The sequence below is a fragment of the Bacillus sp. C1 genome, from assembly GCF_054570475.1.
The window spans coordinates 318641-338877 of the sequence record NZ_JBTMZT010000004.1 but is presented as its reverse complement, the minus strand read 5'-3'; the positions used below and the strand labels follow the sequence as shown (position 1 = coordinate 338877).

Below are 20237 nucleotides of genomic sequence, written 5' to 3'. Positions count from 1 at the left end.
GCGTGTGATGGGTGTTATGAAAAGGGCTTTTGATGTTCTTACTGCAGGTTTAGCCCTGATGTTGTTATCTTTTGTAATTTTAATTGTTGCCCTTCTTGTGAGGATTAAATTAGGGAGTCCTATTATTTTTAAACAACAACGTCCAGGATTACATGGAAAATCCTTCTATGTATACAAGTTTCGGACAATGACAGATGCAAAAGATAAAGAGGGTAATTTCTTACCAGATGATGTTCGTTTAACATCATTTGGTAAGTTGCTTAGAAAGTTAAGTCTAGATGAATTACCACAGCTTATTAATGTAGTCAAAGGAGATATTAGTTTAGTGGGACCTCGTCCATTATTAATAGAATACCTCCCACTGTATACACCTGAGCAAGCGAGACGCCATGAAGTACGTCCTGGTATTACTGGATGGGCGCAAGTAAATGGACGAAATGCAATTTCTTGGGAAGCTAAATTTAAATTAGACGTTTGGTATGTAGATAATCAGTCCTTTTGGTTAGATATCAAGATTTTATTTTTAACAGTTGCAAAGGTTTTTAAGTCAGAGGGAATTAGTCAACAAGGTCATGTGACGATGCAGAAATTTACAGGATCAAACTCAAATAAAGAAGTGGTGAAATGAAAAGGATAGCTTTAATTGGTCAAGGTGGACATGCGAAAGTTATTACAGATATGATTCATGTAAATACGGGTTATAAGATTGTTGCTGTATTTGATGATAAATATGAATGCTTAAGTAAGGAACAGGACATATGTTATGGGCCAATCTCTTCTATTAAAGAAATAATAAAAGAGATTGGATTTAAACTTGTGATTGCAATTGGGAATAATGCTGTACGAAAAAGGATAGCCCAGCAGTTAGAATTGAAGGATGAAAGTTATGAGACAATTATTCATCCAACTGCTGTAGTGAGTGAGTCTGCTTCCATTGGATTCGGAACTGTTATTATGCCTAAAGTAGTTATTAATGCGGATACTGTAATTGGAAGTCATGTTATTGTTAATACTGCAGCAGTGATAGAACATGATAATCAGATTGGTAACTTTGCACATATTTCTCCAAATGCAACGTTAACGGGAACAGTTTTTGTTAATGAAGGTACGCAGATAGGTGCAGGAGCAATCGTTATCCCGAATCGAAAAATTGGTGAATGGAGTATAATTGGTGCAGGAGCAACAGTCATTCATGATATGCCACCTTCTTGTACAGCGGTAGGTTCGCCAGCAAGAGTTATAAAATAAGTTATGTTACCATAAGGAGTGTAATGGAATCATGGAAAACAAAAGGATCTTTTTATCACCACCACATATGAGCGGAAATGAACAAAAATATGTAAATCAGGCATTCGAGCAAAACTGGATAGCGCCATTAGGTCCTAATGTAGATGCATTTGAACATCAAATTGCAGAGTATATTGGGGTGAAAAGTGCAGCAGCTGTTAGTGCAGGTACTGCAGCGATCCATTTAGCACTTCAACTGTTAGATGTTACTAGAGATGATACTGTATTTTGTTCTTCATTAACATTTGTAGCAAGCGCAAATCCAATTGCGTATCAAGGAGCTGAACCAATTTTCATAGATTCAGAGCCTGATACATGGAATATGTCTCCGGTTGCACTTGAGAAAGCTTTTGAAGATGCAAAAGCTTCAGGGAAGCTTCCTAAAGCAGTAATTGTTGTTCATCTATTTGGACAAAGTGCGAAGATGGATGAAATTATGGCTGTTTGTGATAAGTATGGTGTGCCAGTTGTGGAAGACTCTGCGGAATCACTTGGAACAACATATAAAGGCGAGCAAACTGGTTCATTTGGTAAGTTTGGTATTTTCTCTTTCAATGGTAATAAAATTATAACGACTTCGGGTGGTGGCATGCTTGTTTCTAATGATGAAGCGGCGATTCAAAAAGCACGTTTCCTTTCTACACAAGCACGTGATCCAGCAGTTCATTATGAACATAGCCATATTGGTTATAACTATCGAATGAGTAATATTGTGGCTGGTATAGGACGAGCGCAGTTGGAAGTATTAGATAGTCGTGTGCAAGCACGTCGTGATATTTTTGCTCGTTATAAAGCAGCTTTAGGTGGATTACCTGGAATTACTTTTATGCCAGAATTCAAAGATGCAGTTCCAAATCGTTGGTTATCTGCATTATTAATTGATGAAACAGTAACAGGCGTCACATATTTAGATGCAATTGACGCTTTATCAGCACAAAATATTGAGGCACGTCCAGTTTGGAAGCCGCTTCATAAGCAACCTGTCTTTGTTGGGTCTAAATATTATACACATGGTAAAACAGAGAGTATCTCTGATAAGTTGTTTAGCCAAGGCTTATGTTTACCTTCTGGTTCAAGTATGACAGTAGAAAATCAAGAAAGAGTTATTGCTGCTATTAAAGAGGTATTAGCAAAGCAAGTTGTAACGAAATAAAAGAAAAAAGTGCATTCCTGTTTGGGGGGCACTTTTTTTCTTTTAAGTAGTTGATTGTGTGATACTAGTAATCATTGGTGCGGGTTATATAGGAAGTTATGTTGGAAAAGAATTATTATCACAAAAACATCGAATTGTTGTATTAAATAATTTATCAACAGGGCATCGTGAAAGTTTTGATCGAAAAGTGAGTTTTGAAAAAGGCGATCTTCATAATAGTGCTGATTTAGAGACAGTATCCTTGCGGTATAGTATTGGAGCTGTCATGATGTTTGCTTGTGTCATAACGAGTTTGAATTATCGTATTATTCAATGTACTCTGCTAAAAGTAATATTGTAGCGACTCTTCAATTTTTAAAAATGATGATCAGATATCTAAACATTTTGTTTTTTATTATCTATATCAATTCACTGTATGCCTTATAAAAATCGAGTGCAGGAAACATATGCCACATTCCGAGTTGTTTCTCAGTGGAATTCTAACCCTATTATTGAACAGGATTTAGAAGATTTTTATAAGGCATATGATTTACGTTATATGTCTCTTTGTTATCACAATACTATAGGCGCTCATACAGATAAAACAATAGGTGAAGACTATTGTCCAGAAACACACATTGTACCAAATGTTTAATTGCACATGGTAAAACAACCAGAAGAGAGTTTTATAATAGGTGGTGTCTACGGTACCAAAGATAGTAGTGCGGTAGGTGATTATGTCCATGTCATGGATGTAGCGAAAGCACATGTGCTAGCACTCCATAGTTTATGAGAAGGCTATATTAAAATAAACGAAATTTATCATGTAGGGCATGGTGTGGAAACTTTAGAATATGAATTGATCCAAGTGTGTGAGAAAACAACAAGTGAAAATATGAATGTACTCTTTAATGATTTTATAAGAGATAAGGATCATTCACTTTTATGTCTGGTAAAAAGATATGTACAAAATTAGGATGGAAACAAAAGTATAAGGTATTCATTCAGCTTGGAAATGGTACAGTAACCATCCGAACGGTTATGAGAATTAGCCATTTTTATATCAAAAAATGTTTAGTTCTGAGATTTTATGTAACAGGTCCCTCTTAAGAGATTGTGGTTAAGTTATCCTACTAAGGATTACTTATGTTATATTTAAATAGTAGGATTTTTAGATTGTTATAACAAGGAGAAATAACCATGAGTGTCAAATTTGTTATAAAAAAGGTCTATTAGTCGCTGCACTAGCTCTTGGTTTAAACGTATGGAAAATAAGCTTAACAAAAGCTTATTAATGTATTAAAAACTTTAAATCCTGGTCATATGGACTCCTTATATGCATATTGGCAAAAAATGAGCTTAACTGATTAAGGTAAGTTCAAATTAATGCAAATGCTTTTTGGTGTGAATAATGTGATGGATTTAATAAATGTACGAAAAGCAGAAGCACTTCGCCTATTCTTAGAGGAGGCAAAGCTTGCTCATTTACAAGTAGCAATTGTGAATGGTAAAGAGCATGATTTAGATTTTTTAAACTATCAGTTTAAGGGAATGTATTAATTTAATTAAACGATTTAGATGGTAAATTATTTGCGACGATTAATCCAACAAGAGATATGGTAAAAGTGAAAGAAAGTACATAAGAGTAAATCACAATGGAGATGTGGAATTATTGGGATTCACGTTTCTATTATTTTGTTTGATCTTGGGATGATTGCCTTTTTTCGGTGAGGAGTTAACGAAGCTAACGTTATTGCTAGTTCATGCAATCAGTACGCTATACAAGATGGCGGAACTAGAAAAGAAGTTTAAACAAATTCGATCTAAGATTCCTGATCCAGGAGAGAAGCGTGGTGAATTTAAATCAGGAGCTGGACATTTTACTGGAAGTATGTTGCTAGGACAGGGCGGAAATGTTGTGTTAAGCGGGCACCGGAATATGAGTTTTCGTAAGCTGGAAAATGTGAATAAGAGCGATCTAATCAAATTTGCAAAGCCATATGGAGAGTTTGTATATGAAGAAACGGGTTTTAAAATTACGGATGCGAAGGATAAGGAAAATTATTGTGTCAACAGATTGTGAAACTTTAACGTTAATGGCATGTTATCCGTACGAGTGTATCGGTGACACATCAGATCGTTTTATCGCTTATACGAAGCTTGTATCTCAGCCGGATGGAGAGAAGTGATCTTAGTCTTTCTTTAGGTGAAATGAAAATCTTATAAATAAGAAATAAATAAATAAATAAATCTAGGAGGTTTTCATTATGGCAATACTTGTAACAGGTGGAGCAGGATATATTGGTAGTCATACATGTGTAGAGTTATTAAATAATGGTTATGAAATAGTAGTGGTTGATAACCTTTCTAATAGCTCAGTAGAATCATTAAATCGAGTAAAAGAGATAACAGGAAAACAATTTCGTTTCTATAAAGAAGATCTTTTGAATCGCGAAGCAATTGATATGATTTTTAAAGAAAATACGATTGAAGCAGTGATTCATTTCGCTGGTTTCAAAGCGGTAGGTGAATCAGTAGCAATTCCGCTTAAGTATTATCACAACAACATTACAAGTACATTAGTATTATGTGATGTGATGCAGAAGCACAATGTGAAGAAAATGATATTTAGCTCGTCAGCAACGGTGTATGGTATTCCTGAGACATCACCAATTACAGAAGAGTTTCCTTTAAGTGCAACAAACCCATACGGTCAAACAAAATTAATGATTGAACAAATGATGCGTGATATAGCTGTAGCCGATTCTGAGTGGAGTATTGCATTACTTCGTTATTTCAATCCGTTTGGTGCACATAAAAGTGGGCGCATTGGAGAAGATCCAAACGGTATTCCAAATAACTTAATGCCATATGTAACGCAAGTAGCAGTTGGTAAGTTAAAAGAATTAAGTGTCTTTGGAAATGATTATCCAACAAAGGATGGTACTGGTGTACGTGATTACATTCATGTTGTTGATCTTGCGAATGGCCATGTAAAAGCTCTTGAAAAAGTATTACAGACAACAGGAGTGGATGCGTATAATCTTGGTACAGGTACTGGTTATAGTGTGTTAGAGATGGTACAAGCATTCGAGAAAGTTTCAAAAAAGGTTATTCCTTATAAAATTACAGAGCGCCGTCCTGGAGATGTTGCTGTATGCTATGCAGATGTATCTAAGGCAAAACGAGAATTAGGATGGGAAGCGAAGCGTGGACTTGAAGAAATGTGTGCGGATTCATGGGAATGGCAGTCGAATAATAAAAATGGTTATGCAGAAGCACAGCTTATATATACGAAATAGAAAGTTTTGATTTAATTACAGTAAGAAAAACATTCTTAGTTTGAAGAATACAGCCCCACTGTTTTGACCAGTGGGGCCATACTTATATTAGAGAGTAAAAGAACATCCCCGCCTTATCCAGTTTTATGGATAAGGCGGGGATGTTCTTTTTGTATAGATAAGAGGTTATATGAGAGAATGTTAAGCGTGAAACAAAGTATAGTTTGATGGGGAACTCTAATTGCATGTATAATGAATTTGGTACTTTATCCCTTGAAAAATTTATAAAGCCGATTTAAGAAGGAAGGTTACATAATGAAAAAGGTTCTATTTTGGATACTTGGTATTATTGGTGTTCTTGTCATTGCAGGTGGCGGTTACGCGTATTATATGTATTCATCTGTTACGGGTACGTTAGATAAGGTTCATGCGCCACTTGATCGTGATCATTCTACGAAGCGATCTACAGATGTAAAACTTGGGAATAAACAACCTATTTCTATCCTATTGCTAGGGGCAGATGAGCGTGGGAAAGATAAAGGTCGTTCGGATTCGATTATGTTGTTAACATTAAATCCGAAGACAAATTCTATGAAGACGGTAAGTATTCCTCGTGATACGTATACAGAGATTGTTGGTAAAGGTAAGAAGGATAAAATCAACCATGCATTTGCATTTGGTGGAATTAATATGTCTGTAAATACAGTTGAGAATTTCTTAGATATACCGGTTGATTATTATATTGAAGTAAATATGGAAGGTTTTAAAGATATTGTTGACGCTGTTGGCGGAGTTGATGTGTATAATGATATAGCATTTACACTTGAAGGTATGTCATTTGAAAAGGGTAACATTCATTTAAATGGTGAACAAGCACTGAAATATACACGTATGCGTAAGCAGGATGCGCGCGGTGATTTCGGTCGTCAAATGCGCCAACGTCAAGTGCTAGAAGCGGTTATTAGTAAAGGTGCGAACATATCATCCGTTACAAAGCTGGGCACGATGTTAGAGGCTGTTGAGAAAAACATAAAAACAAATTTAAACCAAGATCAAATGTGGGATCTTCAAAGCAACTATAAATCTGCGATGAATAAGAAAGAAGAGATTCAAATCCCTGGTGATGGTCATAAACAAGATGGAATTTGGTACTATTTCGTGTCAGAGAAGGATCGAAACGATCTTTCTAATAAGTTAAGAGAGCACTTAGAATTACCTAAGCAGTAACGTGTATGTAAAGCCCCATTTCTCATCCAAATGAGAAATGGGGCTTTTTTGTGACGGAAAAAATGAACAAATTTCAAACTATGAGCTGTAGAGATGTACGAGCCCGGCAATATGGTATGATGAACGCACGAAGTAACATCCTTTTTGTGAGGGATAAACAGGACGGGTGAGGCAGATGAATAAGAGACAACAAGAGATTTTATATAGTTTGTTATCTGAATCTGATGGGCATGTATTGGTACAAGAGCTTGCGGATCGTGTGAGTTGTTCGGAGAAAACAATTCGTAATGATTTTAAAGTCATTGAGGAGTATATGGCGAAGTACTCGCAGGCACTGCTTGTCCGGAAACCGGGGTTAGGAGTGTACTTAGAGATTGAGGAATGTGAAAAGATAGATTTATTTAATAGATTGTATGGTGTTCATCGGCGTACAAAGTATGAGTCGGATGAGGAAAGAGTGTTGCAGATTGCGTATCATTTATTAATGAATGTAAAGCCTGTCACGGTACAAGATATGGCGGATCAGCATTTTGTGAATCGGGCTACTATAAAGAAAGATGTAAAGCAAATTGAACAGTGGTTAAGTCGTTTTGATGTTACGGTTGTTTCAAGGCAGCGGGTGGGAGTGCATATTGAGGGAAGCGAAAAGAATAAAAGAAAAGCGTTAGCTAGATTATCAGATTTAATTCATAATGTCGATTTGGCAAATCAATTTATTAAAGATCAATTTTTATATCATGAAGTTGAATTTGTGATGAATGAATTGAAAGCGCTACAAAATAGACGGTCGTTATTTTTTACAGATGATACGTTTGAAAGTTTGTTAATTCATACGTTATTTATGGTACGAAGGATGAAGCTAAATCAGTCTATTTCTATTTCGGAACAAGAAATGAAAATAGTGAAAGACACGAAGGAATATGAATGGACGTTGGAATTTTTAGAGCGATTAAAGTCGGTTTTTGCGGTTCATTTTACAGAAGAAGAAGTGACGTGTTTAACGGCTCATATTTTAGGAGGGAAGTTCCGCGCTCCAGATAAAGTAGGAGAAGAGAGTGCATTTTCGGAGAATAATCCGATGCTTTCTCAAGTTGTGCAGCAGTTGGTGCAGCGTATGTCACAGTTACATGGAATGGATTTCAGCAAGGACCAAGTTCTTATAGATGGTTTATATGTTCATCTATATACAACATTGAATCGTTTAAATTATAATCTATCACTATCAAATCCAATGCTTCATGATATAAAAAGAATGTATCCGTATATGTTTGATATGTTGATTAGGGTATTAGAAGAAATCAACGCGGACTTGACGGTGTATATTCCAGAAGAAGAGGCAGCGTATCTTACTTTGCACTTTGAAGCATTTGTTGAACGCTTGCATCATGAGGAAAAATTAAGAAATGTAATTATTGTGTGTCATATGGGGATTGGAATGTCACAGCTGTTGCGAACGAAGATTGAACGAAAGTTTCGTCATGTTCATGTGATGGACTGTGTTGCGAAAGCTGATTTGGAGGAGTGTGTCATGAAGAATCATGATGTGGAACTTATTATTTCTACTATTGCTCTTCCGGATATTACGATCCCTCACCTCGTTGTATCTCCGTTATTAAATTGGACAGAAGAAAAGAAACTAGAAGACTTTATTAAACAATTGAGTGAACCGAATGATAAAGAGAAAAAAGATTTTGTTATGTTACATTACACAACTCCATTTTTAGTATTTTTACAACAAGAGATCAAACACCCTTATGAATTAATTGAAAAGTTAGCGCACGCTTTACATAGTAAAGGTTATGTGGAGAAAGAGTATGCGGAACATGCGATTATAAGAGAAAAAATGTCAGCAACAACGATTGGAGCAGGAATTGCGATTCCTCATGCGAATCCGAAGTTTATTAAAGAGTCAGCGATTGCCATTGCGACATTAAAGGAACCGGTTGATTGGGGACAAGAGAAAGTATCGCTTGTATTTATGCTTGCAGTTAAGAGTGATGGACAAGAGGTAACGAAGCGATTATTTCATGAGCTATCTTGTATAAGTGAACAACCATCTTTTATTCAAAAGCTTACGAAAGAGACGAATATCTTAAAGTTTTTATCTTATTTACAGGAGTAAGCAAAAAGTGAGGTGTAACGATCTCGCTTTTTTTACTGCGGTAAAAGGTTTATTTTTCCGGAAACTACGGTAAAAAACAAAACTTTTGCCATTCTTGTATTGATATATAGTAAACGTAGGCGCTTACCAAAACGGTATGAGGAGGGTTAAAAATGAAATTGTTAGCGGTTACATCGTGTCCGAATGGAATTGCCCATACGTATATGGCAGCGGAAAATTTGCAAAAAGCGGCGGATCAATTAGGCGTTCAAATGAAGGTTGAAACCCAAGGCGGGATTGGGGTAGAAAATGAACTAACAGAACAAGATATTCGCGAAGCAGACGGTATTATTATCGCTGCTGATAGAGTGGTAAATAAAGATAGGTTTGTAGGAAAGAAATTACTCGTTGTTGGGGTACAAGATGGTATTCGTAAACCAGAAGAATTAATTCAGAGAGTAGCAAGTGGGGATGTACCTGTTTATCATTCGCAGTCTAAAGCGGTAGAAAGTAACCAAGAGGGAAAAAAACAAAATCCAATTTATCGTCATTTAATGAATGGTGTGTCGTTTATGGTTCCGTTCATTGTAGTGGGTGGATTATTGATTGCGATTGCCTTAACGCTTGGTGGGGAAAAAACACCTGGAGGTTTAGTCATTCCAGATGATTCTTTTTGGAAAACGATTGAACAAATTGGCGCTGCGTCATTTGCGTTCATGGTTCCAATTTTAGCTGGATATATCGCATATAGTATAGCCGATAAACCTGGACTTGTTCCTGGTATGATTGGCGGATATATTGCAGTAACAGGAAGTTTTTATGGAAGTGAGAGCGGCGCTGGTTTCCTTGGCGGAATAATCGCTGGTTTCTTAGCAGGTTATGTAGCATTAGGGATTAAAAAGTTAAAAGTTCCAAAAGCGATTCAACCCATTATGCCAATTATTATTATTCCGGTATTTGCGTCACTGCTTGTTGGTTTAGCGTTTGTATTTATTATTGGAGCTCCTGTAGCGCAAGTTTTCGAGTCACTAACAGCTTGGTTAGCTGGTATGCAAGGGTCAAGCTCCATTCTTTTAGCATTAATTTTAGGAGCGATGATTTCATTTGATATGGGTGGCCCAGTCAATAAAGTAGCCTTTCTATTTGGTTCAGCAATGATTGGGGAAGGAAATTATGAGATTATGGGGCCAATTGCTGCGGCAATTTGTATTCCACCAATTGGAATGGGACTTGCTACGTTTATCGGGAAGAGAAAGTTCCAAGCTTCTGAGAGAGACATGGGGAAAGCATCATTTACAATGGGACTATTTGGGATTACGGAAGGTGCGATTCCGTTCGCAGCACAAGATCCACTTCGTGTTATTCCAAGTATTATGGCGGGTTCGATGACAGGTGCTGTTATTGCAATGATTGGTCATGTAGGAGATAGGGTAGCACATGGTGGTCCGATCGTTGCTGTATTAGGAGCCGTAGATAATGTGTTTATATTCTTTGTTGCTGTCATTGTTGGTTCTACTGTGACCGCTATTGTAGTCAATGTGCTCAAAAAAGATATTGAAAAAGTAGATACACCAGAAGTAAACGAAATGAAAGAAGTATTAGCGGCACAAGAAATGCCACAAGTAAAGGAAGAAACGCAAGTAGAGATTAAAAAATTAACAGACATTACAAGTTTAGAGTTAATTGAAACGCATTTAACAGGAGATACACGCGATGAAATTATTGATGAAATGATTCAAAAATTGAATCATGCTGGTGCGCTATATTCAAAGGAAGAATTTAAACAAGGGATTATGGATCGTGAAGAAGAAAGTACGACAGGTATTGGTATGAACATTGCGATTCCGCATGGGAAATCAGATGCTGTTAAGAAACCACGTGTCGTATTTGGAATGAAGCAATCAGGCGTAGATTGGAAAAGCCTTGATGGAACGGAAGCAAAATTAATATTTATGATTGCCGTACCAAAAGAAAGTAAAGGAAATGAACATTTAAAAATTCTTCAAATGCTTTCTCGAAAATTGATGGATGACAGTTATAGAGAGCGATTATTATCCGTCAAAACAAAAGAAGACGCATACAAACTACTAGATGAGATTGCATAGAATGGAGGATTTTAATCATGACTGAACCATTGTTTTTTGAACCTGTGTTTAAAGAAAGAATTTGGGGTGGAACAAGGTTAACTTCTTTTGGGTATGAGATCCCTTCAGAGCAAACGGGAGAGTGCTGGGCTTTTGCAGCACATTCACATGGACAAAGTGTTGTGAAGAACGGAAAGTATAAAGGGTTATCTCTAGGTGAATTATGGGAAGAACATCGAGATTTATTTGGAAATGTGGAGGGGGGGCGCTTCCCTCTCCTTACAAAAATTTTAGATGCGAATCAAGATCTATCTGTTCAAGTTCATCCAAATGATGAGTATGCGAACGTGCATGAAAGTGGAGAACTGGGAAAAACAGAATGTTGGTATGTGATCGATTCCGTAGAAGATGCAGAAATTATTTATGGACATCATGCGAAAACGAAAGAAGAATTCATCGCGATGATTGAACAGAAAGAATGGAATCAATTGTTACGGCGTGTAAAGGTGAAACCAGGAGATTTCTTTTATGTACCAAGTGGAACGGTTCATGCGATTGGAAAAGGGATTTTAATATTAGAAACGCAGCAAAATTCTGATACAACGTACCGGTTATATGATTATGATAGACGAGATTCTGACGGGAATTTACGTGATCTTCATTTGGAGAAGAGTACCGAAGTAACCGAAGTACCATTTACAGAAAAGCAGCTAGCGGTGAAACATGGAAAAATAGACGATTTGAGTATAACGAGCTTTATCCAATGTCCTTATTTTTCAGTGGAAAAGTGGGAGCTAGATGGGTCAGCGCATTTAGAGCAGCAAAGTCCATTTCTCCTTGTGAGTGTTATTGATGGAGAAGGTGAGCTAATAAAAGAAGATAAGCATTATTTCTTTCAAAAAGGAGATCATTTTATATTACCAAATCAGTTAGGAGCGTACGAAATGGTGGGTAGTGCGAACTTCATTACCGCTAAAGTATAATATTAAGATTTAAAGTGATTAATGAGAATTAAAGAGAACGGCACATACCGTAGTGTGTAAAAATCCCTCAGATGCTTTTGCATCTGAGGGATTTTTACTATTTTCATTTTCCTGCATATGAGCTCAACTTATTTTCTCCACCTGTTTTTACAGGGTGCAGATAAGGTTTTTAGAATTGACCCTGCTAGAAGCTCATAAAGTAATAAAAGATGCATAAATAAGCAGGAAATCATTCTGAGGGGGCCTTCATTATGGCTATACTCGTCACAGGTGGAGCAGGATATATCGGGAGTCATACGTGTGTGGAATTATTAAACCGTGGTTATGATATTTTAGTAGTTGATAACTTTTCAAATAGTTCAGTAGAATCATTGAATCGAGTGAAAGAGATAACAGGAAAGCAGTTTGCATTTTATAAAGAAAGCCTGCTCAATCGTGATGCAATCGATATGGTTTTTAAGGAGAATAAAATTGAAGCTGTTATTCATTTAGCTGGTTTCAAATCAGTAGGAGAATCGGTAGCATTTCCACTTACTTATTATCATAACAACATTACAAGTACGTTAGTGTTATGTGAAGTGATGCAGAAGTATAATGTGAAGAAAGTAATTTTTAGTTCATCAGCAACGGTGTACGGTACACCTGAAACCTCACCAATTAATGAGAATTTTCCTTTAAGCGCCACAAATCCGTACGGTCAAACGAAATTAATGATTGAACAAATGATGCGTGATGTCGTAATCGCGCATCCTGGATGGAGCATTACGTTTCTTCGTTACTTTAATCCATTTGGCGCACATGAAAGCGGACGGATTGGAGAGGATCCAAACGGAATTCCTAATAATTTAATGCCATACGTCATGCAAGTCGCAGTTGGAAAGTTAAAGAAACTGAGTGTGTTTGGGAATGATTATCCGACGAAAGATGGTACGGGTGTAAGGGATTATATTCACGTTGTTGATCTTGCGGAAGGGCATGTGAAAGCTCTTGAAAAAGTGTTAAGTACGACAGGGATAGAGGTGTATAATCTTGGTACAGGTAGAGGTTATACTGTGCTTGAGATGGTGAAAATATTTGAGAAAGTTTCAGGAAAGAGCATCCCCTATAGGATTATTGGGCGCCGTCCTGGCGACGTTGCGGTATGTTTTGCAGATGTATCTAAAGCGAAGCGTGAATTAGGATGGGAAGCAAAGCGCGGGCTGGAAGAGATGTGTGCGGATTCATGGAAGTGGCAAGTAAATAATAAGAATGGCTACCAAAGTGCAGGAAATTTGAAATGAATATAATGTTGTAAATGGTTTTTATGAGCTGATATATCATCAAATGTTTTGAAGAAATAATGGAAATGCCTGGTTGTATCCTCTGTCGGATACGGCCGGGCATTTGTTATATTTATTTGTTTATTCTATGAAAAAAATGGAATTTGCCTTGTCATATAAAGTAAAAGTAGCTAAGCTATAGTTTATAGATAAAAAAACGAAAAGTTGGGTGGAAAATATGGGTTCTATTTTAGTTTGTGGCGGAGCTGGTTATATTGGCTCTCACGCAGTAAAGAAATTAGTTGATGAAGGACAATCTGTAGTTGTAGTTGATAATTTACAAACAGGTCATGAAGATGCGATTACAGAAGGTGTAAAGTTTTATAAAGGCGATCTTCGCGATAAAGGGTTCTTAAGAGACGTGTTTAAGATGGAAACAATCGACGCGGTTATGCATTTTGCAGCGGATTCTTTAGTTGGTGTGAGCATGGAAAAGCCGCTTCAATACTATAATAACAACGTATATGGTGCACTATGTTTATTAGAAGTGATGGAAGAGTTTGAGATTAATAAGTTTATCTTCTCATCAACTGCTGCGACATATGGAGATGTAGATGTTGCGTTAATTTCAGAAGAGACACCAACAAACCCTACGAATACATATGGTGAAACAAAATTAGCGATTGAAAAAATGTTGCATTGGTATAGCCAAGCTTCTAATTTGAAATATAAGGTCTTTAGATACTTTAACGTAGCTGGTGCAACGCCAAGTGGTATTATTGGTGAAGATCATCGTCCTGAAACGCATTTAATTCCGCTTGTATTGCAAGTGGCTTTAGGACAACGTGAGAAAATCATGATGTTTGGTGATGATTACAATACACCAGATGGTACATGTATTCGTGATTATATCCACGTTGATGATTTAGTAGCTGCACATTTCCTTGGACTGAAAGATTTACAAAATGGTGGAGACAGCGACTTCTACAACTTAGGGAACGGTAACGGATTTAGTGTGAAAGAGATTGTAGAAGCAGTGCGCGAAGTAACACATCATGAAATTCCAGCAGAAGTTGCGCCAAGAAGAGCTGGAGATCCAGCGCGCCTTGTAGCATCTTCTCAAAAGGCAAAAGAAAAATTAGGCTGGAATCCGCAATACACAGATGTGAAAACGATCATTGAACATGCGTGGAATTGGCATCAAAGTAAGCCGAGCGGATATGAGAAGTAAGAAGAGAGTATAACAAAAGAGTGTATTATCGTTCAAAGTATGTTCGATGATGCACTCTTTTTTGTGTCATATATTTGCTATACTAAACTGTACTGCGGAAGGAGGGTGTGCATGAAAATACTTGTTGTTGATGATGAATCGAGTATTCGAAACTTAATTCGGATGCAGCTAGAAATGGAAGGGTATGAAGTTCTTACAGCGGCTAATGGGAAAGAGGCACTGCAAAGGTGGATCGATGAGCCGGATGTATTAATTTTAGATGTGATGCTTCCAGATACGGATGGCTATGAACTGCTTCGGCTCTTTAGGGAGAAGGACCGAGATATTCCCGTCCTTATGTTAACGGCGAAGAGCCAGATGAATGATAAGTTACTTGGACTTCAGCTTGGTGCAGATGATTATGTAACAAAGCCGTTCAATTATGCAGAGCTAATTCTTCGGGTGAAAAATATGGCGCGGCGCGTGGCGAAGAAAGAAATATCCAAAGGCGAAGAAATGATTCGTGCTGGTGAATTGGTTATTTATTTGAAAGAGCGGAAAGTATATGTGAGCGGAGAAGAAATTCATTTAACATACCGTGAGTTTAATTTGTGCCAGCTGTTTGCTTTACATCCGGAGCGTGTGTTTATGCGTGATGAGCTGTTAGAGAAAGTGTGGGGCTTTGAATATAGCGGAAATACGAGAGCGGTTGATATTATGGTGCAGCGCCTTCGGAAGAAGCTTGGAGAAAACGGAGAGTGTATTAAGACAATTTATGGCGTTGGGTATAAGTTAGAGTGTTAAAAGGTGATAAGATGTCGTTAAAACGAAATATGGTAGTTGGTATTGTAGGCTTATTAATTCCGATCTTGTTCCTTCTTTATACGGTCGTGTACATTGCGCTAGAAAAGAATATGTATCATAATGCGGCAGGTTCACTTGAGAAGTTAAGCTTAGAGGCGCAAATTTATACGATGAATTATTTGGAGAAGGAAGCAGATGTGGAGACAATCGGACCCAATTCACTGCTCATTGCTTCTTATTTAGCGAAGCGGATGGATATTCGTGTGCAGATGATTGGGAAGAATGGAGACGTTGTTGCGGATACGGAGAAAGGAGCTTTGCTTTATAAAAATATCGATATTGCTGAGTCGCTGAAGGGAAAGAAAGCATATGTGTTTGAAAATGCAGATCCAGCGCCGCTTCTTTTATTTTCAAGTCCAGTTTATCATGGCAATGATGTCATTGGAGCAATTCGCTTTATTGATGAACTAGAAGATGAGAAAGAAGTTTTAACGAACGTAAGCTGGACATTTCTTATTACATCGATTTGTTTAGCAAGCGGCGGGATTTTCTTTGCGATTCGTTTAGCGAAGTCTCTTCATAAGCCGATTGATCAGTTAAGACAAATGGCACAACGGCTCGCAAATGGGGATTATAAAAGCAAAATTGAGCTAAATGAATATGTGGAAATTGCCCAGTTATCAGCGTCTTTTAATGCGATGGCTGATGCGATTGAATTACATGTAACGCAGCTAAAGGAAGAGAAAGAGAAGCAGAGGGATTTCTTAGATAGAATTACACATGAGTTGAAAACGCCGCTTACGGCAATTATTGGATATGTAGATTTAATTCCGAAACTACAATCTACGCGAGATGTAGAGGAAAGCCTTCATTATGTTTCAATTGAAAGTCAGCGTTTATTAGCGCTCGTTGAGGAGTTATTACAATCTTCGAAGTATGGAAAGAGTACGTTTGAAGTTTCGCCAACGATTGTTGATATGAAGCAAGTTGCAGAAGAGGCAATTTCGATTGTGAAGCCTCGTCTTCAGCAATATGAAATAGAAGTGATAAATGAATTAATAGAAGCGCATGTTGTTGCTGATTTTGATAAAACGAAGCAAATTTTCTTAAATGTGTTTGATAATGTGATTAAATATAGCGATGCCACGAGAATGAGGCTGAATGTTGCTAAAAATGAACAGGAAGCACAAGTTTTAATTCACGATGATGGAATTGGTATAGATGACGAGGTGCTTGCTGAATGGAATCGTTCTCCAAAAGGAAAAGTACTGTCTTCTAGCTATGGGAATGGATATGGTTTATTCATTTGTCAGGAGATTATGAATAAGCAAGGTGGGAGTATACAAATTGAAAGCAGTGAGGAAATGGGAACGACGGTGGTTATCAAATTTCTGTTACCACGGTATATGGAAGATATAAAAAAGTTGAAAGCGGTTAAATGATACATTTATGAAACAATTATGCGGTATTTTCGAAACAACGTTTTTTTATTGTGGAGGTAGGCAGAAATGAAAAGGCTATCATTTCAAGTTCTTTTGTTTGTTTTTAGCGCGATTCTAGCTGTTATATTATTTTATTGTGTAGAGAAGCAATTGTATAACCGCGTTACAATCGTGGACGACAAGCAAACTGTTTTAGAAAGAGCAAGTGAATCTCTTCCTACCGAAATGAAAGTAAGACATGAGAAGTGGGGAGAAGTCGTTGTAACAGATGAAGTGCGCTTACATACGATTGTTTCATTCTTTGACCGAATTCGAATGAAGCAAACAGAAGCGAAAGTTCACGAACAAGTATTTACTGGAGAAGTAACGTACTTGAATGGTCATAGGCGTACTTTTGCAGTAGGTGACTTGTTTCAGTACGAGGAAAACGTATACGGGAAGAGTGGTACAGATCCGATGATTTCTGCTTTCCAAACGTATTTGCTTAGTCTATATTATACGCCAGAGCGTATTGGCAATTTCTTTGCATCAGCAAAGGAAGTCATTTTGCGGCAAGGAGAAGTAGTGCGAACTATGAATCTCTCGCCAATATTTGATTCAATCCGCCAAGCAAAGCAAATTACGGACTATGGAGAAATACAGAAATTACTGCAAGCGCAGAAGGATCCAATCGCTTATATGACCGCCTATCAAAATGGGAAACATGTACAGAATGAACGTGAGGATATTGTCACAATTTCGATATATCCTTCTTATTTTGTTGTACAGTATCTTGGCGATAATAACGGGAATGTAATGTATATGAAAGGCTCCCTAGCAGATCTATTTGTAAAGGAGAGTGTTTCATGAGAAAGATAGCCTTTTTCTTCTTTTTGCTAGTAATTGGAGGAGCGATGTCTAGTTGCTCTCGAGATACTACCTCTATCAAATATAGTAAAAATGGTCTTCCAAATTTAAAAGATCGTCATCTTGTCGCGTACGTAGCAGCGCGTGAAGAAGTTGGTGAAGCACTTCTATCATCGTTTTGTAAACCACGGGGGTGTACGTATGAATTCATTCGCCTTTCGACCGAAGAGCTTCTGCGAAGAGTGGAAGAAGAAGCGGGGAATCCGAAGGCAGATATTATTATTGGCGGCACAGTAGATGCGCATCAAACGATGAAAGAGAAACGATTATCGATGCCTGTTACAAATAAGCGAGCAAGCAGTATTTCAGAAGCCGTTAAAGATAAGGATAGTTATTGGTACGGTTATGAAGTAGAACAACTTGCCATCGTTATTAATAAAGAGCGATGGAAACAGGAGATGGAGCCGCTTGGCATTTCGTATCCGTCAGAATGGAAAGATTTATTACATCCTGCGTATGCTGGAAAGATTATTATGCCTGACCCGAATGTATCAGGAACAGCATATACGTTTTTTCAGTCCCTTATTGATACATTTGGCGAGGCAGAAGCTAGTCATTATGTAAAAGGGCTTGCAGGGCAAGTTGCAGAGGTGACGGTGAATGGGTACATGCCTGCTGAGTATGTGGCAAGCGGTGAGTACATGATCGGTATTAATTTTATGGGGGATCAACGGATGCTTCAAAAACAAGGCTTTCCGATTGTGAGTAAAGTTCCGGCAAGGACAGGATTATCAGTCAATGCGATTTCGAAACTAAAACATGCACCAAGTGGTATTATAGCGGATTTATTCATTGATTATTGTTTATCAAAAGAAGCGGGGCATATTTTAGAAAAGGTTTCGTTTGGCGTGCCAACGATGCTCACAGAAACGCAGAAGGAAATAGAAGGTCAGCCTGTTGGAAGAACGGACAAACAGCTAGTAGATAGTGGAATGATCGAGTTATGGAATAGACAACGTCTCTCTCAAAAGTGAGAAAAGGAGAAGAGATGATATGTTTAATTGGCTTAAGCCAGCGCCAATAATAGAGCGCTTACCAGCAGACATGATTGATAAAGTATACAAACTTTTGCGTATCCGCGTGTTACTGGGAATTTCGATTGGGTATGCAGCGTATTATTTAGTTCGTAGTAACTTTACGTTATCGAGTACGTACTTAATAAAAGAATATGGTTTTAGTGCAACGGAATATGGTTTATTAGGTTCCGTTACGGCGATTGTGTATGGGCTAAGTAAGTTCTTTATGGGAAATTTATCAGATAAAGCGTATGCTCAGCGTTTTATAGCGGTCGGTTTATTTTTATCAGCAATTATAAATATTTGTTTTGGGTTTGCATCTTCATTTGGAATGATTTTAACATTATTAGTTTTCAATAATATTTTCCAAGGGATGGGGGCACCGCCTTGTAGTACCGTAATGACGAAGTGGTTCTCGAAGAAAGAGCGCGGTACAAAAACAGGACTTTGGAATATTTCACATAATGTTGGTGCGATGCTTGTACCACCGCTTGTTGGAATTGGTGTTGGTATTTTCGGTGAAAGTCATTGGCAAGCTGGCGTGTTTATCTTCCCAGCGATCATTGCAATGGTCATTTCAATTCTTATGTGGATAAATGCGAAGGACACACCAGAATCTGCTGGTCTTCCATCAATTGAAGAATATCGCAATGATTATGAAGATCTTGAGAAAGCAGATAATGCTAGCAAGATGTCACCAAAAGAAATCTTGATGAAATATGTAGTGAAAAACAAATTCGTTTGGTACTTATGTATTGCAAATGCATTTGTGTATTTAATTCGATTCGGTGTAATTAACTGGGTACCAATTTATTTAACAACAGTTAAAGGCTTTACAAAAACAGAAGCGCATGCAGCATATTCAATTTTTGAAGCAATGGCAATTCCAAGTTCATTAATCGTAGGTCTGTTAAGTGATAAGTTATTTAAAGGGAAACGTATGCCACTATGTGTGTTTAGTATGGTTGGTGTTGTTATCGGAACGTTAGTATATTGGCAAGCATCGAATGTACTTGTTGTGAGTGCGGCAGTTTCGATTATTGGTTGTTTAATTTACGTACCACAGTTCTTAATTGGTTTAAGTGCAATGGAATTAGTACCAAAATTTGCAGTAGGTACAACAGTTGGTATGTGTGGCCTGTTCGGCTATTTAGGAGGAAGCCTTGTTGCAAACGCAGCGATCGGTGTTATCGTTGATCGCTCTGGTTGGGACGGCTGTTTCATTCTATTATTAGCAGGCGGTATTTTATCTACTGTATTCTTATTTATCGTTCAATTTGGCCATGAGAGAAAAGGTTCTGAGAATAAAATAGCATAATCGTGTATTGAAAAGGGCTATCTAAAAATACTTTTAGATGGCCCTTTTCATTTATATATAAATCCAATTTGATTTTATAACAGATACATTATGGTTATGAAAAATAGACAGAGACCTTCACTCATTTTCTCCTTCTGTTTCCACATGGAATGGGGCTAAAAAAGGAACTGACCGCTTTTATGCATGG

17 protein-coding genes and 1 pseudogene are annotated in these 20237 nt (G+C 37.5%); all 18 read left to right on the top strand.

Annotation, left to right across the window (positions count from 1 at the left end):
• Window positions 1-7 precede the first annotated feature (7 nt).
• The 18 genes and pseudogenes from ACX5JI_RS15455 (at window position 8) to ACX5JI_RS15370 (ending at window position 20050) form a co-directional block, all read left to right on the top strand.
• Window positions 8-628, top strand: a complete 621-nt coding sequence (locus ACX5JI_RS15455) for a sugar transferase (protein ID WP_459501918.1) — start codon at window positions 8-10, stop codon at window positions 626-628.
• A complete protein-coding gene (locus ACX5JI_RS15450) occupies window positions 625-1248 on the top strand; it encodes an acetyltransferase (protein ID WP_459501917.1) in 624 nt (207 codons plus the stop codon). The genes ACX5JI_RS15455 and ACX5JI_RS15450 overlap by 4 nt, the downstream gene beginning before the upstream one ends.
• 31 nt (window positions 1249-1279) lie before the next feature.
• Window positions 1280-2440, top strand: coding sequence for an aminotransferase class I/II-fold pyridoxal phosphate-dependent enzyme (locus ACX5JI_RS15445; RefSeq protein ID WP_459501916.1), 1161 nt, complete (start codon window positions 1280-1282; stop codon window positions 2438-2440).
• A 58-nt stretch (window positions 2441-2498) separates the two neighbouring features.
• Entirely contained in the window at window positions 2499-2780 is a 282-nt protein-coding gene (locus ACX5JI_RS15440; protein WP_459501915.1) for an NAD-dependent epimerase/dehydratase family protein, read from the top strand.
• A gap of 1052 nt (window positions 2781-3832) precedes the next feature.
• The gene (locus ACX5JI_RS15435) at window positions 3833-3979 is read left to right on the top strand and encodes a hypothetical protein (RefSeq protein WP_459501914.1); all 147 of its coding nucleotides are present in this window, start codon (window positions 3833-3835) and stop codon (window positions 3977-3979) included.
• Between the two features lie 108 nt (window positions 3980-4087).
• A pseudogene (locus tag ACX5JI_RS15430) lies at window positions 4088-4608 on the top strand (class D sortase).
• Window positions 4609-4686: 78 nt separating this feature from the next.
• Window positions 4687-5721 (top strand): UDP-glucose 4-epimerase GalE, encoded by a 1035-nt coding sequence (gene galE, locus ACX5JI_RS15425; RefSeq protein WP_459501913.1) that lies wholly within the window; start codon window positions 4687-4689, stop codon window positions 5719-5721.
• Window positions 5722-6015: 294 nt separating this feature from the next.
• A complete protein-coding gene (gene tagU, locus ACX5JI_RS15420) occupies window positions 6016-6927 on the top strand; it encodes a polyisoprenyl-teichoic acid--peptidoglycan teichoic acid transferase TagU (RefSeq protein ID WP_459501912.1) in 912 nt (303 codons plus the stop codon).
• A 175-nt stretch (window positions 6928-7102) separates the two neighbouring features.
• The gene (locus tag ACX5JI_RS15415) at window positions 7103-9049 is read left to right on the top strand and encodes a BglG family transcription antiterminator (protein WP_459501911.1); all 1947 of its coding nucleotides are present in this window, start codon (window positions 7103-7105) and stop codon (window positions 9047-9049) included.
• Window positions 9050-9201: 152 nt separating this feature from the next.
• A complete protein-coding gene (locus tag ACX5JI_RS15410) occupies window positions 9202-11133 on the top strand; it encodes a fructose-specific PTS transporter subunit EIIC (protein ID WP_459501910.1) in 1932 nt (643 codons plus the stop codon).
• A gap of 17 nt (window positions 11134-11150) precedes the next feature.
• Complete coding sequence (gene manA, locus ACX5JI_RS15405) at window positions 11151-12095, top strand: mannose-6-phosphate isomerase, class I (RefSeq protein WP_459501909.1); 945 nt, start codon at window positions 11151-11153, stop codon at window positions 12093-12095.
• Between the two features lie 251 nt (window positions 12096-12346).
• Window positions 12347-13375, top strand: a complete 1029-nt coding sequence (galE, locus tag ACX5JI_RS15400) for a UDP-glucose 4-epimerase GalE (RefSeq protein WP_459501908.1) — start codon at window positions 12347-12349, stop codon at window positions 13373-13375.
• Window positions 13376-13592: 217 nt separating this feature from the next.
• Window positions 13593-14585 carry a UDP-glucose 4-epimerase GalE gene (gene galE, locus ACX5JI_RS15395; RefSeq protein WP_459501907.1) on the top strand — a complete coding sequence of 331 codons (993 nt, stop codon included), beginning with the start codon at window positions 13593-13595 and terminating at the stop codon, window positions 14583-14585.
• Window positions 14586-14696: 111 nt separating this feature from the next.
• Window positions 14697-15368 carry a response regulator transcription factor gene (locus ACX5JI_RS15390; protein ID WP_459501906.1) on the top strand — a complete coding sequence of 224 codons (672 nt, stop codon included), beginning with the start codon at window positions 14697-14699 and terminating at the stop codon, window positions 15366-15368.
• Window positions 15369-15379: 11 nt separating this feature from the next.
• Window positions 15380-16810 carry a HAMP domain-containing sensor histidine kinase gene (locus ACX5JI_RS15385; RefSeq protein WP_459501905.1) on the top strand — a complete coding sequence of 477 codons (1431 nt, stop codon included), beginning with the start codon at window positions 15380-15382 and terminating at the stop codon, window positions 16808-16810.
• A 66-nt stretch (window positions 16811-16876) separates the two neighbouring features.
• Complete coding sequence (locus ACX5JI_RS15380) at window positions 16877-17659, top strand: DUF3919 family protein (RefSeq protein ID WP_459501904.1); 783 nt, start codon at window positions 16877-16879, stop codon at window positions 17657-17659.
• A complete protein-coding gene (locus ACX5JI_RS15375; protein WP_459501903.1) occupies window positions 17656-18690 on the top strand; it encodes an ABC transporter substrate-binding protein in 1035 nt (344 codons plus the stop codon). The genes ACX5JI_RS15380 and ACX5JI_RS15375 overlap by 4 nt, the downstream gene beginning before the upstream one ends.
• A 19-nt stretch (window positions 18691-18709) precedes the next feature.
• Entirely contained in the window at window positions 18710-20050 is a 1341-nt protein-coding gene (locus tag ACX5JI_RS15370; RefSeq protein WP_459501902.1) for an MFS transporter, read from the top strand.
• The last annotated feature ends 187 nt before the right edge of the window (window positions 20051-20237 follow it).